The organism is Amycolatopsis sp. NPDC004747 (assembly GCF_053601335.1).
Window position 1 is genome coordinate 278,558 of record NZ_JBSGBQ010000003.1, and the last position, 13,977, is coordinate 292,534.

Below are 13,977 nucleotides of genomic sequence, written 5' to 3' on the forward strand. Positions count from 1 at the left end.
TCACTGTGGCCCACGTCGCATCGTGCCCCCAACGAAGGGAGCGCGCCGTGGAGACGTTCACGCTGGAGGACCGCTATCTGCGGGAGGCGGGGACCGTGCACCTGACCGGGGTGCAGGCCCTGGTCCGGCTGTTGTTCGACCGCGTCCGCCACGACCGCGCCCGCGGCGGTGACCCCGCCGTCTTCGTCTCCGGCTACGAGGGCTCGCCACTGGCCGGCTACGACCTCGAACTCGGCCGCCGCGCGACGCTGCTGGAGAAGCACGACGTCGTGCACCGGCCCGGGCTCAACGAAGAGCTGGCCGCGACGTCGGTCATGGGCAGCCAGCTCGTCGCGGGGGCCGGCGGGCGGCGCGGTGTCACCGGCTTCTGGTACGGCAAGGCACCCGGTCTCGACCGCGCCAGCGACGCACTCCGCCACGCCAACCTGGCCGGCACCGATCCGCGCGGCGGGGCGGTCGCGCTGGTCGGCGACGATCCCAACGCGAAGTCCTCCACCGTCCCCTGCGCGTCCGAGCTCGCCCTCGCCGACCTGGCCATCCCGGTGCTCTACCCGGCCGACGCCCAGGACGTCCTCGACCTCGGCATGCACGCCGTCGAGCTGTCGCGGGCCAGCGGGCTGTGGACGTCGCTGAAGGTCGTCGCCAACGTCGCCGACGCCTCCGGCACCGCCGTATTGAGTCCACAGTGGAACGCGCCGGAAATCCGGGGAGGCTACCGGCACACGCCGACCTCGCGGCTGCTCGGCGCCGGCCTGGCCGAGCTGGAACGCAGCCTCTTCACCGTCCGGCTCCCCCTCGTCCTCGACTACCTCCGCGCGAGCACCGTCAACCGGATCACCCGGCGTGGCCCGGGTGACCGGATCGGCATCGTGTCCGCCGGGAAGTCCTATCTGGACCTCCAGCAGGCGTTGCGCACCCTCGGCCTGGACGGGGATGAGCACGGCATCCGGGTCCTCAAGCTCGGCGCGATCCACCCGCTCGAGCCCACGATCGTCCGCGAGTTCGCCGACGGCCTCGACGAGATCGTCGTCGTCGAGGAGAAGCGCGCCTTCGTCGAAACCGCGCTCAAGGAGATCCTCTACGGCGTCCCGAACGCACCGCGGATCCTCGGCAAGAAGGACCGCGACGGCCGCACGCTCTTCACCGAACTCGGCGAGCTGGACCCGGACGGCATCGCCGCCGGCCTGGCCAGGATCCTGCCGGCGGGCATCCCGTCGGTCGACGCTTACCGGGGACGCCGCGGCCGCGAGCGCATCGCCGTCCCGCTGCTCGCCCGCACGCCGTACTTCTGCTCGGGCTGCCCGCACAACTCCTCGACGAAGGTGCCGGAAGGCACGCTCGTCGGCGGCGGCATCGGCTGCCACACCATGGCGCTGTTCATGGAGCCCGACCAGGTCGGCACCGTCCTCGGCGTGACGCAGATGGGCGGCGAAGGCACCCAGTGGATCGGCATGGCGCCGTTCGTCGACGCGCAGCACTTCGTCCAGAACATCGGCGACGGCACGTTCACCCACTCCGGCAGCCTCGCCGTGCGTGCCGCGGTCGCGGCCGGGGTGAACATCACCTACAAGCTGCTCTACAACTCCGCCGTGGCGATGACCGGCGGCCAGGACGCCGTCGGCGGGCTGCCCGTCGAGAAGGTCGCCCAGCTGCTGCTCGTCGAAGGCGCGAAGCGGGTCGTGATCACCAGCGACGCGCCGGCGAAGCACCGGAAGCCGCCCGCGGGCGTCGAGGTCCGGGACCGCTCCGAACTCCTGCGCACGCAGGAGGAGCTGGCTGCGGTCAAGGGCGTCACCGTGCTGATCCACGAGCAGGAGTGCGCGGCCGAAAAGCGCCGGAAGCGCCGTCGTGGCAAGCAGACCGCGCCCGCGACGCGCGTGGTGATCAACGAGCGCGTCTGCGAAGGCTGCGGCGACTGCGGCACCAAGTCGAACTGCCTGTCCGTGCAGCCGGTGGCGACCGAGTTCGGCCGCAAGACCGCGATCCACCAGTCGTCGTGCAACGTCGACTACTCGTGCCTGGCCGGGGACTGCCCGTCGTTCGTCACGGTGGTGCCGTCCGGGAAGAAACGCCGCCGGAAGACCGCCGAACTGGCCGCCGGCGCCGTCCCCGCACCGGAAACCCGCACCGGGGACTTCACCGTGCGGATCACCGGCATCGGCGGCACCGGCGTGGTCACCGTGACGCAGATCCTCGCCACCGCCGCGGTGCTCGACGGGCGGCACGTCCGCACCCTCGACCAGACCGGGCTCGCGCAGAAGGGCGGCGCGGTCGTCTCCGACCTCAAGGTGACGGCGGAACCCCTCGAGCAGGCCCCGAAGCTCGCCGCCGGCGAATGCGACCTCTACCTGGCCTGCGACGCGCTGGTCGGCGCGGACGCGGCGAACCTCAAGGTCGCCGATCCGACCCGCACGACCGCCGTCGTCTCCACGACCGAGGTCCCGACCGGCCGGATGGTCGTCGACACGACGGTGTCCTTCCCGGACCAGGGCAGCGTCCTCGCGCCCATCGAGGCCGCCGTGTCGCGCACAGTCTCGCTCGACGCGCGCGGCCTGGCCGAAGAGTTCTTCGACGACGACCAGTTCGCCAACGTGCTGCAGCTCGGCGCGGCCTACCAGACCGGCGCGATCCCGCTGCCCGCTTCGGTCATCGAACGCGCCATCGAGCTGAACGGCACCCAGGTCGCCGCGAACCTGCAGGCGTTCCGGCGCGGCCGCCTGCTCGTGGCCGAGCCCCCGGCGGAAGCCCCGAAGGCGACGACCACCACCGCGAAGCCCACCGCGGCCCGGAAGCTGGTGCACGCCGAGCCCGGCTCCGAACTCGCGCGGCTGCTCGACGTCCGCGTCCCCGACCTGGTCGCCTACCAGGACAAGGCCTACGCCCGCGCGTACGCGGAGTTCGTCGAGCGGGTGCGGGTGCTGGAGGACGGGCCGACGGAGATCACCGAGGCCGTCGCGAAGCACCTGTACAAGCTGATGGCCTACAAGGACGAGTACGAGGTCGCCCGGCTGTCGCTGGACCCGGCGTTCACCGACGGGCTCGAGGAGCAGTTCGGCGCGGGCACGAAGTACGCCTACCGGCTGCACCCGCCGGTGCTGCGGGCGCTCGGCATGCAGCGCAAGATCAGCCTCGGCCCCTGGTTCCGGCCGGTGTTCCGGCTGCTCCACGCGCTGCGGCGGCTGCGCGGGACCCGCTTCGACCCGTTCGGCCGCGCCGAGGTGCGGCGGGTCGAGCGTGAGCTGGTCGACGACTACCGGGCCGTGGTCCTGCAGGCGTTCCGGACCCACGATCGAGCGCGGGTGCTGGCGCTGGCCGAGCTCCCCGACGTCATCCGCGGCTACGAAGACGTCAAGCTGGCCAACGTGGCCCGTTACCGCGAGCGGCAGGCCGAGGTGCTCACGCCCGCAGGTAGCTGAGCATCGCCTGGGCGCCGTCGGGGACGCGCAGCTTCGTGCTGACGTCCCCGGCGTGCTGCCGGGCCGCGGCGGTGCCGATGCCGAGCAGCCGCCCGATCGTGGGCACCGAATGCCCCTCGGCCAGCAGCGCCACCACCTCCCGCTCGCGGGCGTTCAGCGTCGCCACCGGGTCGCCGGGCCGGGGCCGGGCCAGCTGCACCGCCACCACGTCCCGGTCCAGGACCGTGCCGCCGGCCGCGACGCGCCGGAGGGCGTCGAGGAACTCTTCGGGCTTGCCGACGCGCTCCTTGAGCAGGTACCCGGCTCCCCCGCCGCCCGCGGCCAGGAGATCGCCCGCGTAGCCGTCTTCGACGAACGCCGAAAGCGCGAGGATCGCCAGGCCGGGCGCCCGGCGCCGGGCTTCGACGGCGGCCCGCAGCCCTTCGTCGGTGTACGTCGGCGGCATCCGGACGTCGACGACGGCCAGGTCCGGGTCCGCGGCCTCGACCGACGTCACCAGGTCACCGGGGTGGTCCACGGCGGCGACGACCTCGAACCCTTCGCTGCGCAGGAGCAGCACCAGCCCTTCGCGCAGCAGGGCGTCGTCTTCCGCGATCACGATCCGCACGACGGCTGCCTCCTCGCGTCCGCGTCATCCCCTGCCTGGGTGCACGGACGTACGGGGCAAAACGTTCAGCTCTGGCCGGACCAGCCGCTCAACCGGGTCAGCAGGCGTTCGAGGACCTCGGGGTCGGCGGCCACCGGGTCGCCCGAGACGGGCTCGTCGACGAGGGTGCGGCGGTCCTGGCGCCGCGGCAGGCGCACCTGCCGCGCGGACATCCCACCCGGCAGGGGGAGTTCGCACCAGGTTGTGCGGCCGCCGCCGTCGGCGGGCGAGACGCCGAGCCGCTCGCCGGGCCGGGCCGGGGTGTCCGGCCGTCCGGGCACGTCGTCGTCGACCTCGATCGAGAGCACCTCGGCGCGCAGCCGCAGCCGCAGCGTGACGAAGGCGGGCGCCTTCGGGTCGCTGGCGTCGATCACGGCTTCGACCAGGCGTTTCGCGGTGGCTGTCGCCTGCTCCAGCATCGGCAGGAGGGACCAGTCGGTGAGAATCAGGCGGACGAACAGCCCGGTGACCGGCAGCGCGCTGGGCTGCGCGACGAGCCGGATGTCGTCCATTTGGGAGGTGTGCGCGCTCAAACCCGACCTTCCTCGCCCCGGTGCGGCCCGTGCCGCACCACGTCAGTCCGCCCGCCGCGGCACGGTACCGCCCGGCCCGGGCGGTACCGCCGTCGGGTGGGTGCGAGGCCACCGTCGCCGATCAGACGCGGGCCGGCACCCACAGCTCGTCGATGGCGCGTTCCGCGGCCGCGAGGCTCTCCTCGGCGAGCGGGATGAGTTCCGCCAGCGCCGGGCGGACCGGCGCCAGCGTCAGCTCCGCCGTGATGAAGCGCGGCTCCAGGCCGGTCAGGGCGACGCCGTGGGGCAGCCACTGCTGGGCGTGGTCCCAGCCCTCGCGGGGCGTGCCTTCGCCGTAGCCGCCGCCGCGGCTGGCCAGCACGACGAACTCGCGGCCGCCGAGCAGGCCGGCGTTGGTTTCGGGGTCGACCGACAGGCCCGGCGCGATGAGGTGGTCGACCCAGGCCTTGACGCTGCTCGGCGGCCCGAAGTTGTACAGCGGCAGGCCCAGCAGCACGGTGTCGGCCGCCTTGACCTCTTCGACGAGTTCGACCGTCCGCGCCCAGGCCGCCGCCTGCTCGGGCGTGTGCTGCGCGGGTGGCACGTGCCCGGCCAGCCCGCCGGCCGCGTCGACGTGCGGGACCGGGTCGGCGCCCAGGTCGCGGTAGGTGACCGTGCCGTCCGGGTGCGCGGAGCGCCACGCCGCCGCGGCGCGGGCGCTGAGCCGCCGGCTCACCGAGGCGTCGCCCTGGATGCTCGAGTCGATGTGCAGGAGATGAGCCATGTCGTTAGCCGTCCATAGATCGTTGGTGTAAGACAAGCTATTGATAGCACATCGACCATTGGACTGCCCATATACTGGGCACATGACTTCGCTCCCGGTCGTCAACCAGCCCCCGCACCGCTGCGGCGCGCTGGTCGACCACCTCGCGCGCCGGCTGCGGCTGCGCAGCGAGTCGGTGCTGGCCCCGCTCGGCCTCCGGCCGCGCCACCTGATCGCCCTCACCGTGCTGCGCGACGGGGGCGGCAGCTCGCAGCAGGACCTGGCGAAGATCCTCGAAATGGACAGCACGAACGTGGTCACCCTGCTCAACGAGCTGGAGACGGAGAACCTGGTCGAGCGGCGCCGGTCACCGGCGGACCGCCGCCGTCACCTGGTCGAGCTCACCGACGTCGGCGCGAAGCTGCTGGCGCGCGCCGAGTTCGCGCTGGCGGCGGTCGAGGACGAGGTGTTCAGCGAGCTCAGCGACGACCAGCGCGAGACGCTCTACACGCTGTTGCAGCAGGCGACCAGGAAGACGGGCGTGGAAGCGTGCCGGGAGCCCCAGCCGCCCTGCTGAAGCCTCAGGCGCCGGCGATGTCGCGCGCGAGCTGCTGCGCTTCCGGCAGCGTGTACTTCCCGGTGATCTGCGTCGCGCCGTCGGTGATCGCGGACTGGATCTGCGGCGCGGTCAGCACCCGGCTCTTCACCACCATCGCGACCTGGTTGCCGACGTTGCGCCCGGTCCACTCCGCCCAGGTGCGCGCCCCGGCGGCGGTGAAGCTCAGGTTGACCACGGAGCTTCCGGTCACCGGGTCGATCCGCGCCTGCACCCAGCCCACGTCCGCACCGCTGAGGAAGGCCGGGCCGAGCAGGTAGCGGCTGCCCTGCACGGGGTCGCAGCCGACCAGCGGGAGCGCCGGGTCGTCGCGGCCGTCCAGGGAGTCCGGCGCGCCCGGCTCGCAGTCGAGCGCTCGCGCCGCGGCCGCCTGGGTGGCGGGGTCCGTGCTCTGCCGCGGTCCCGGTGCGCCGACCGCCGGTCCGGGGGGCAGCTCACCCAGGACCGGCCGGAACCGCAGCCGCGTCCCGTCCGCGACGACCAGGCCGTCGCCGGAGGTTTGGGCACGTCCGGGTACTTCGGCCTGGCAGCCGGTGACCGCGGCGAGGACGGCAACGATCGCGAGGAGGCTCCGCACAAGGAGTCATCTTGGCGTGCGCGCACCGGACGAGTCGAGCGTTCCGGGCAGGAACAGGCGCGGCATGAAGGCGAGCATCAGCGCCGACCACACGACGTGCGTCAGCAGCGGCGCCTGCACCCCGCCCGACCGGCCGCGCTGCCAGGCGAACACCGTCCCCATCACCGCCGACGCCAGCACCAGCGCCGGGTTCCGGGTCGCCGTCGTCGACAGGACGTACACCGCGGTGGACACCCGTGGCCCCTCCGCGTCGTACAGGGCGCCGCGGAAGAAGACCTCTTCCGCCGCTCCCGTCAGCAACGCCGTGGCCGCCACCGAAGCCGTCGAGCCGCGGTGGGCGTGGGCCAGCACGCCGGTGATCGCGCTGCGCAGGAGCGGGATGCGGCGGGCCACCAGCGCGCAGCCGTAGAACACGCCGAACGCGCCCACGCCGGCGGCCACCGGCTCGACGAGGTCCCCGCGGCCCCGGCGGACCGGCCCGGCCGCCCGGGCGCCGGCGAGCCAGGTCGCCGCGACCGACGCCGTCAGCACCTGGAAGCGGCGGGATCCGGGCCGGCTGGCCAGTGACGCGCCGAGCAGGCCGGATCCGGCGGCCGTCACCGCGGCGAGGAACCGCTTCACCGCCGGCTCTTCGCGCGCTCGCCCAACGCCTGCAGGACCGCTTCGTCGTAGCCCATCGGCTCGAACTCGACGATCCGGCGGATCGCGTCGTCGCGGACGACGACCTCGTTGGTCATCGAGTCGATCAGTGCCCGGCCGGTCGTGACGTCGATGTCCGTGACCAGCGAAAGCCAGTACGACGACAGCCGCGGGGACAGCAGCGGGACCGGCAGGATCACCAGCGGGCGGCCCTCGATCGCCGCCACCCGCTGCAGCATGTCGCGGTAGGCCAGCACTTCCGGGCCGCCGATGTCGAACGTCCGGTCCGCGGCCTCCGGGTGGTCGAGGACGCCGACCAGGTAGCGGACGACGTCGGCGATCGCGATGGGCTGCGTCCGCGTGCTCACCCAGCGCGGGGTCACCATCGCCGGCAGGTGCTCGACCAGCTGCCGCGTCAGCTCCCACGACGTGCCGCCGTGGCCGATCACGATCCCGGCGCGCAGCACCGTCACCGGCACGCCGGTCTCCCCCAGCAGCCGCTCGACCTCGCGCCGGCTGGCCAGGTGGTCCGACAGCACATCGTCGTCGTCGCCGAGGCCGCCGAGGTAGACGATCCGGCGCAGGCCCGCGCCTTCCGCGGCCCGGGCGAACGCGCGCGCGGCGTCGGCGTCGCGGCGCTTGAAGTCCGCACTGTCGAGTGAATGCACGAGGTAGTAGGCGGCCTCGACGCCCTTGAGCGCGTCCCGCAGCGAGCCGACGTCGGCGACGTCACCGCGGACGGCTTTTCCGGCGCCGCGGTACTTCGCGGGGTGGCGGGTCATCGCGAGCACCTCGTGCCCGGCCGCTTCCAGTTCCGGGCACAGCCGGCTGCCGACGAACCCCGACGCCCCGGCCACCAGCACTCGCATGGTCGCGACGTTAGCCGGGACGGCCTTCCCGCGCAGAACGTCCGCTCCCGGCGAAGCAGACCGCGGCGACGACCCCCGCGCAGCCGACCAGCTGCGCCCACCCCGGCGTCTCCCCGAGCAGGCCGATGCCGAGCAGCACCGCGCCCACCGGCTGGAGCAGCATCAGCGTCGCGCCGGTGGTGGCCGACATCCGGGGCAGCGCGGCGGAGATGAGCAGCCAGCCCACCAGCTGGCCGACGACGGCGAGCGCGACCAGCCAGCCGAACGCGGGCCAGCCCGGCGTCAGGTCGAGCGTGCCGGTGGGGACGCCGAGCGCGACGGCGACCACGCCGGCCGAGACCGTGGCCAGGACCAGCGAGTGCGCCTGCGTGCCGGCGCCGCCGCTGAGCCGGATCAGGAAGAGGTAGCCGGCGTACCCGGCGCCGGCCAGCAGGGCCGCGACCGCGCCGGTGACCGGGTCCGGGCCGAACGAGCCGGTGCCGGCGAACCCGCCGGCCAGCACGATGCCGCCGAGCAGCACGGGCACCGCGGCGTAGAACCGCTTCGACGGCCGCTCCGCCAGGAACGCGAACGCCAGCAGCGGCACGATCACCACCTGCACGGCCAGCAGCACGGTCGCGATGCCGGCGCCGACCCGCGGGATCGCTTCGCCCCAGAGCACGAAGTCCAGGCCGAGCCCGGCGCCGGCCAGCAGCGGCAGGAGCACGCGGCGCCGGCCGGGCTTCCGCCGTTCGCGCCCGGCCAGCAGGAGCAGCACCGGCAGCGCGAGCAGGCAGCGCCAGAACGCGCTCGTGCTGCCGCTGACGTGCGAGACCTTGATGAAGACCGACGACAGGGAGATGCAGAAGCCGCCGAGCGCGGCGAGCAGCCGCGGGTCGAGGCGGCGGGTGGACCTCAGGGTGGGCACGGTCGTGAGCACGCCTCCAGCGTGCGGGCGCCGACTGTCAAGAACAAGCGAATGTTCCTGCCGGAAATTCGGTAGCATCCCTACCGTGTTCGGACTGGAGCGGATGCGCGCGCTGCACGCGGTCGCCACCCACGGCTCGGTCGCCGCGGCGGCCGAATCGCTGCACGTCACGCCGTCCGGGGTGTCGCAGCAGCTGGCGAAGCTGGAGCGGGAAGCCGGCCAGCGGCTGCTGGAGCCCCGCGGCCGCGGGGTCCGGCTGACGACGGCGGGGCAGGTGCTGGCCGGGCACGCGGAGCGGATCCTCGCGCAGGTCGCCGCGGCGAAGGCCGACCTGGAGTCGCTGCGCGAGGACGTCATCGGGCCGCTGCGGATCGGCGCGATCCCGACGACGGTGCACGCGCTGCTGCCGCCCGCGCTGGCCACGCTCGCCGCGCAGCACCCGCGGCTGGCGGTGACGCTGCACGAGGGCGAGGCGGAGCAGACGATGCCCCGCGTGCTGGCCGGCGACCTCGACGTCGCGGTGCTGGAGAGCTGGAACGACCGGCCGACGGTGATTCCGCCGTCGACGACCCGGATCGAGCTGTTCTCCGACGTCGCCGACCTCGCCCTGCCCGCCGGGCACCGGCTGGCCCACCGCAAGGCGGTCGATCTGTCCGAAGTGGACGATCTGCCGTGGATCGGCTGGAGCTTGGGGTCGGGGTGTTACGAGTGGCTGGTGCAGGTGCTGCGCAAGCAGCGGCTGGAGCCGCGGATCAGCTGCACGGTCGGCGGCTACCCGACCCAGCTGGCCCTGGTGGCGGGCGGCGTCGGCGCGGCGCTGGTCCCCCGCCTGGCCCGCGACCGGCTGCCCGACGGCGTCCGGATCCTGACCACGCGCCCGGCGCTGACGCGCACGATCCACGCGATCTGCCGCGCGGGCGAGGAGGACCGCGGCGCGGTGCGGGCGTGCTTCGACGCGCTGCGGGCGGCCTCGGCGCGGTTCGAGGGCCGGATCACCGGCTGAGCCGCGCCACCATCTCGGTGACCAGCCGGCCGGGGCGCCGGTGGTGGACCAGGAAGATCTCCCGCGCCGGCCGGGCGTCCGCCGCGTCGCGCACCTCGACGCGGGCCGTCCCCACCCGCTCGAGCACGCTCTCCGGCACGAACGCGATGCCCAGCCCGGCCTCCACCAGCGCCACGATCACCTGGTAGTCCCGCGTCTCGTAGGCCACCCGCAACCGGACGCCTGCCGCGTCGGCGAGCTGCTCCAGGCACGCCCGGTTGGGCACGCCCGGGCTGCCGGAAATCCAGTCCTCGGCGGCCAGTGCGGGCAGCGTGAGCCGGCGGACGCGCGCTTTCGGGTGGCCCTCCGGCAGGATCAGCCGGAACCGCTCCGTGCGCAGCAGCGACCGCTGCAGGCCGCGCGGGTCGGGCAGCGGCGCGCCCGGGTAGCGGTGGGTGATCAGCAGGTCGAGCTCGCGGGAGCTGACCAGGCCGTAGCCGTCGGGCGGCTCGAGGTCCAGCAGCCGCAGCGCCACGCCGGGGTGTTCGCGGCGGAACTCCGCGAGCGCGGCCGGCACCAGGGTCATGCCCGCGCTCGCGAACGTGCCGACGGTGAGCTCCTCCTCGAGCAGCGCGCGGACCGTCCGCTCGGCCGTGCGCAGCTCCCCGACGATCGCCTCGGCGTGGACGAGCAGCGCCTCCCCGGCCGGCGTGAGCGTGACGCCGCGGGCGTGCCGGTCCAGCAGGCGGGCGCCGACGTCGTGCTCCAGCTTGGCCAGCTGCTGCGAAACGGCGGACGGGGTGAAGGAAAGCCGGCGCGCGGCCGCGGCGATCGAGCCGGCGTGCGCCACCTCCGCCAGCACGGCCAAGCGGTGGGCGTCGAGCACGGGAGCCTCCAGCCGTAAGTGCTGCTTAACCCAGGATAGGAGGCGTCGCTGGTGCTTACGACTTCCCGCGCGCATCCTGGAGGCGTGATCAGCACTGAGGATGTCGAACGGGCGGCCGCGCGCATCGAAGGCCGGGTCCGCCGGACGCCGGTGCTCGCCGCGGACGAAGGCGCGTGGTTCAAGCTGGAGCAGCTGCAGCACACCGGGTCCTTCAAGGCCCGCGGGGCGTTCAACCGGATCATCGCCGCGGGCGCGGTCGCCGGGGTCGTGACCGCTTCCGGCGGCAACGCCGGACTGGCCGTCGCTTACGCCGCCCGCGAGTTCGGCCTCCCGGCGCGGGTCTACGTCCCGGCGACCGCGCCCGCGGTGAAGGTCGCGAAGCTGCGGCAGCTCGGCGCGGCGGTCGAGCTGGTCGGCGAGAAGTACGCCGACGCCTACGACGCGGCCGTCAAGTACGCGGCCGACTCCGGCGAGCTCTTCTGCCACGCCTACGACCAGCCGGACATCTGCGCCGGGCAGGGCACCCTCGGTCTCGAACTGCTCGACCAGACCGGCGGCCTGGACACGGTCCTCGTCGCGGTCGGCGGTGGCGGGCTGCTGGCCGGCGTCGCCGCGGCGGTCGAAGGCCGGGCGCGCGTGGTCGGCGTCGAGCCGCGCACGATCCCGACGCTGCACGCGGCGCTGGCCGCCGGCGAGCCGGTCGCGATCGACGTCTCCGGGATCGCCGCCGACTCGCTGGGCGCGTCCCGGCTCGGCGACATCGCCTTCGCGGTCGCCACCCGCACGAACGCGGGCTCGGTGCTGGTCGACGACGCCGCGATCGTCGAGGCGCGGGCGGCGCTGTGGGACCGCTACCGCCTGGGCGTCGAACCCGGCGGGGCGACCGCGTTCGCCGCCCTGCTCTCCGGGGCCTACCGGCCCGCGCCGGGTGAGCGGGTCGCCGTCCTGCTCTGCGGGGCCAACACCGACCCCGCGACGCTCACTTCCCCGCCAGCCGCTCCACCACCGGGGCGAACTGCTCCAGGAACGCGCCGTTGACGCTGAAGTAGTTCACGCCCTGTTCCTCGCGGCGGCGTTCGAGCTCGGCCACCATGTCGTCGACGCCGCCGCGGAGCAGGCCGAGGGAGTCGTGCTCGATCAGCGTTTCGGCGTCGACGCCGATGAAGCCGCGGATCCACGGCGGCACCTCGTCGCCGACGGCCCAGATGTTCATCGCGAACTCGATGTCGCGATCCCCGGCCGCCGAACGGACTTCTCCGACGTACCCGGTCATTTCCTCCCGGGTGGTCAGCACGCCGCCGGCCATCGTGACGATGTCGGCCTTCAGCCCGGCGAGGCGGCGCACCTTGGGGCCGCCGGCCGCGATCATCACCGGCGTGTGCGCGTCACCGTCGAGCCGGCGGACGTGGTCGATCGTCTCGGAAACCGAGTCGAGCCGGTCCTGTCCCGAACCGTAGGGCAGCCCGAGCTCTTCGGCCTGCTGCCGCATTTCCGGCCGCCCGGTGCCGAGGCCGAGCTCGAACCGGCCGTCCGTGACGACGGTCAGGCTGTGCGCCTCCCAGGCCGCCGCCCGGGCGGTGCGCAGCGGACTGGCCAGCACGAACGAGCCGACGCGCAGCTCGGTCGTCGCCGCGGCGGCCGCGGCGAGGGCCGCGGTCGGCGTCGGCATGTTCAGGTTGTCCGGGCACAGCAGCGTCGAGTAGCCGAGCTCTTCGGCGCGGCGAGCGGTGGCGAGCCACTTCGCGCCCCCCTCGGTCGCGCCCGCGACCACACCGAACCGGAACGCCTTGTGCGGCATCGGAACACCCCCACGTCGTTGGTCCTTCGATCAAACCACCGGTGCGCCCGGCCGTGCCACCACGGCCGGGCGCACCACCGGCATCAGCCGCGCTGGTACTCCTCCCAGGTGACCTTCGGGACCTGCGGGCCGTCGTCGGCGCCGTGGCCGGCCAGGCCGTTCATGCCCAGGTAGTAGTCGCCGGTCTGGTGCTGGGCACCCGACGACAGGTCCGGGTCGGAGATGGCCATCGCGTGGATGTGGTAGTCGAAGCCCTGCGCCGGCGTGCGGTACCAGGCCGCGAAGCCGACGTTGCGCAGCGCCTTCAGCAGGTTGGTGCGGGTGGTCGACGACATGCCGGACACCGAGATGTCCATCGCGCCGCCGCCGTCGTGCGTGCCGGCCGAGGCGTCGACGCCACCCGGGTTGTACGAGCCCTGCGTCAGCGTGACCTGGAAGCCCGCCTTCCCTTCCGCCGCAACGAGCATCGCCTTCGTGCGGGTGTTGAGGGTCTTGCCGTGGTAGGTCACCTGGCTGCCGGCGGACACCGGGTTCGTGACCGTGTAGCGGCCTTCGCCCAGCTTCTCCAGCGAGGTCTTGCCCGGCAGGCCGGAAGCGTCGAGACCGGTGTAGCCCAGCGACTTCTGGTACTGCGAATACGCCTCGATGGTGCTGGTGCCGAAGTAGCCGTCGACGAACTGGCTCGCCAGCAGCCCCTTCGCCTGCAGCGCCTGCTCGACGAGCAGGACGCTGTCGTGCGCGCCCGGGGTCTGCGTGTCGTCCGCGCGGCGCGGGTCGATCTGGGCCGCCTTCAGCACGGCCTCCATGTTCGCGCCGGGCAGCACCGTCGTGGCCGCGGTCTCGGCCTGGGCCGGTGCGGCGACGGCGAACGCCGCGGCGGTGAGCGCCGTGAGCACGGCGGCCTTCGTGAACATCCTTGTCCTCCATGGGTCGGAATCTCTACGGCGAGGAGAATCACGCAACCGGATACAAGGGACGTACAAACCGGATTCACCCGGCGCGGGCCGTTCCCGGCCACGACGGACACCGGGATACCCTGGCGGGGTAGGGTAACCGACCCGGTGACAGCATGTAATCCTGGCCACATTCGCACCCGTTCCCACTGGTCCAGCCGTGTTGAGCGGCGTCACGCAGAGTTTCCGAGACCCCGCCCTGGACTCTCCCGTGCTCGTTTCGTAACCTGTTCGAGATCTCGCGGCCCCCGGTCGTCCCCAGACGGCGACGCGAGATCGCCGCCGATACCCCCTGCCGGGTACCGGACCCCACCGCGGGCTCTTCCTGTTGCGGTCGAGCGCGCCCCGGGCACGGACGAGACCCCCGACTCGCCGCCCCGGTACCCGTCGGCGGCCGATCAGCAAAGGAGACC

At 73.5% G+C, this 13,977-nt stretch carries 14 protein-coding genes; 4 read left to right on the plus strand and 10 right to left on the minus strand.

Features of this window, described 5'->3' with window-relative positions:
* The first annotated feature begins 47 nt into the window (after window positions 1-47).
* Window positions 48-3,416 (plus strand): indolepyruvate ferredoxin oxidoreductase family protein, encoded by a 3,369-nt coding sequence (locus ACWEGE_RS06205; protein WP_449659348.1) that lies wholly within the window; start codon window positions 48-50, stop codon window positions 3,414-3,416.
* Here the strand turns inward: ACWEGE_RS06205 and ACWEGE_RS06210 are convergent.
* The 3 genes from ACWEGE_RS06210 to ACWEGE_RS06220 all read right to left on the minus strand — a co-directional run bounded on the left by ACWEGE_RS06210 (window position 3,397) and on the right by ACWEGE_RS06220 (window position 5,358).
* A complete protein-coding gene (locus tag ACWEGE_RS06210; RefSeq protein ID WP_449659349.1) occupies window positions 3,397-4,023 on the minus strand; it encodes a response regulator in 627 nt (208 codons plus the stop codon). The two genes, ACWEGE_RS06205 and ACWEGE_RS06210, sit on opposite strands and share 20 nt — an antisense overlap.
* Before the next feature lie 65 nt (window positions 4,024-4,088).
* Window positions 4,089-4,595, minus strand: a complete 507-nt coding sequence (locus ACWEGE_RS06215) for an ATP-binding protein (RefSeq protein WP_449659350.1) — start codon at window positions 4,593-4,595, stop codon at window positions 4,089-4,091.
* 121 nt (window positions 4,596-4,716) lie between these two features.
* Window positions 4,717-5,358, minus strand: a complete 642-nt coding sequence (locus ACWEGE_RS06220) for an FMN-dependent NADH-azoreductase (protein WP_449659351.1) — start codon at window positions 5,356-5,358, stop codon at window positions 4,717-4,719.
* Window positions 5,359-5,440: 82 nt separating this feature from the next.
* Here ACWEGE_RS06220 and ACWEGE_RS06225 point away from each other — a divergent pair, with 82 nt between their 5' ends.
* Window positions 5,441-5,914, plus strand: coding sequence for a MarR family winged helix-turn-helix transcriptional regulator (locus tag ACWEGE_RS06225; protein ID WP_449659352.1), 474 nt, complete (start codon window positions 5,441-5,443; stop codon window positions 5,912-5,914).
* Window positions 5,915-5,918: 4 nt separating this feature from the next.
* On the opposite strand, the gene ACWEGE_RS06230 is transcribed toward ACWEGE_RS06225, so the two are convergent.
* The 4 genes from ACWEGE_RS06230 to ACWEGE_RS06245 are packed head-to-tail and all read right to left on the minus strand — an operon-like array spanning window position 5,919 to window position 8,957.
* Window positions 5,919-6,530 (minus strand): SecDF P1 head subdomain-containing protein, encoded by a 612-nt coding sequence (locus ACWEGE_RS06230; protein ID WP_449659353.1) that lies wholly within the window; start codon window positions 6,528-6,530, stop codon window positions 5,919-5,921.
* Window positions 6,531-6,536: 6 nt separating this feature from the next.
* A complete protein-coding gene (locus tag ACWEGE_RS06235; protein WP_449659354.1) occupies window positions 6,537-7,151 on the minus strand; it encodes a CPBP family glutamic-type intramembrane protease in 615 nt (204 codons plus the stop codon).
* Window positions 7,148-8,038 (minus strand): NAD(P)H-binding protein, encoded by an 891-nt coding sequence (locus ACWEGE_RS06240; protein ID WP_449659355.1) that lies wholly within the window; start codon window positions 8,036-8,038, stop codon window positions 7,148-7,150. Before ACWEGE_RS06240 ends, ACWEGE_RS06235 begins: the two co-directional genes overlap by 4 nt.
* A gap of 10 nt (window positions 8,039-8,048) precedes the next feature.
* Window positions 8,049-8,957: a DMT family transporter gene (locus ACWEGE_RS06245; RefSeq protein WP_449659356.1), complete on the minus strand. Its 909-nt coding sequence runs from the start codon at window positions 8,955-8,957 to the stop codon at window positions 8,049-8,051.
* Window positions 8,958-9,030: 73 nt separating this feature from the next.
* Between ACWEGE_RS06245 and ACWEGE_RS06250 the strand changes: the two genes are divergently transcribed.
* Window positions 9,031-9,948, plus strand: a complete 918-nt coding sequence (locus tag ACWEGE_RS06250; protein ID WP_449659357.1) for a LysR family transcriptional regulator — start codon at window positions 9,031-9,033, stop codon at window positions 9,946-9,948.
* On the opposite strand, the gene ACWEGE_RS06255 is transcribed toward ACWEGE_RS06250, so the two are convergent.
* Complete coding sequence (locus tag ACWEGE_RS06255; RefSeq protein WP_449659358.1) at window positions 9,938-10,813, minus strand: LysR substrate-binding domain-containing protein; 876 nt, start codon at window positions 10,811-10,813, stop codon at window positions 9,938-9,940. The genes ACWEGE_RS06250 and ACWEGE_RS06255 overlap by 11 nt on opposite strands.
* Before the next feature lie 84 nt (window positions 10,814-10,897).
* Here ACWEGE_RS06255 and ACWEGE_RS06260 point away from each other — a divergent pair, with 84 nt between their 5' ends.
* Window positions 10,898-11,851, plus strand: coding sequence for a threonine/serine dehydratase (locus tag ACWEGE_RS06260; protein WP_449659359.1), 954 nt, complete (start codon window positions 10,898-10,900; stop codon window positions 11,849-11,851).
* Here ACWEGE_RS06260 and ACWEGE_RS06265 read toward each other — a convergent pair.
* Complete coding sequence (locus ACWEGE_RS06265; protein ID WP_449659360.1) at window positions 11,793-12,611, minus strand: LLM class flavin-dependent oxidoreductase; 819 nt, start codon at window positions 12,609-12,611, stop codon at window positions 11,793-11,795. The genes ACWEGE_RS06260 and ACWEGE_RS06265 overlap by 59 nt on opposite strands.
* 83 nt (window positions 12,612-12,694) lie before the next feature.
* Entirely contained in the window at window positions 12,695-13,525 is an 831-nt protein-coding gene (locus tag ACWEGE_RS06270) for a peptidoglycan-binding domain-containing protein (protein WP_449659361.1), read from the minus strand.
* Window positions 13,526-13,977: the final 452 nt, after the last annotated feature.

What these genes read in the sequence shown, in the direction of transcription:
- ACWEGE_RS06220 (WP_449659351.1), bottom strand. Translation starts at nt 5,358, where the DNA reads ATGGCTCATCTCCTGCACATCGACTCGAGCATCCAGGGCGACGCCTCG.
- ACWEGE_RS06225 (WP_449659352.1), top strand. Translation starts at nt 5,441, where the DNA reads ATGACTTCGCTCCCGGTCGTCAACCAGCCCCCGCACCGCTGCGGCGCG.
- ACWEGE_RS06240 (WP_449659355.1), bottom strand. Translation starts at nt 8,038, where the DNA reads ATGCGAGTGCTGGTGGCCGGGGCGTCGGGGTTCGTCGGCAGCCGGCTG.
- ACWEGE_RS06265 (WP_449659360.1), bottom strand. Translation starts at nt 12,611, where the DNA reads ATGCCGCACAAGGCGTTCCGGTTCGGTGTGGTCGCGGGCGCGACCGAG.
- ACWEGE_RS06270 (WP_449659361.1), bottom strand. Translation starts at nt 13,525, where the DNA reads ATGTTCACGAAGGCCGCCGTGCTCACGGCGCTCACCGCCGCGGCGTTC.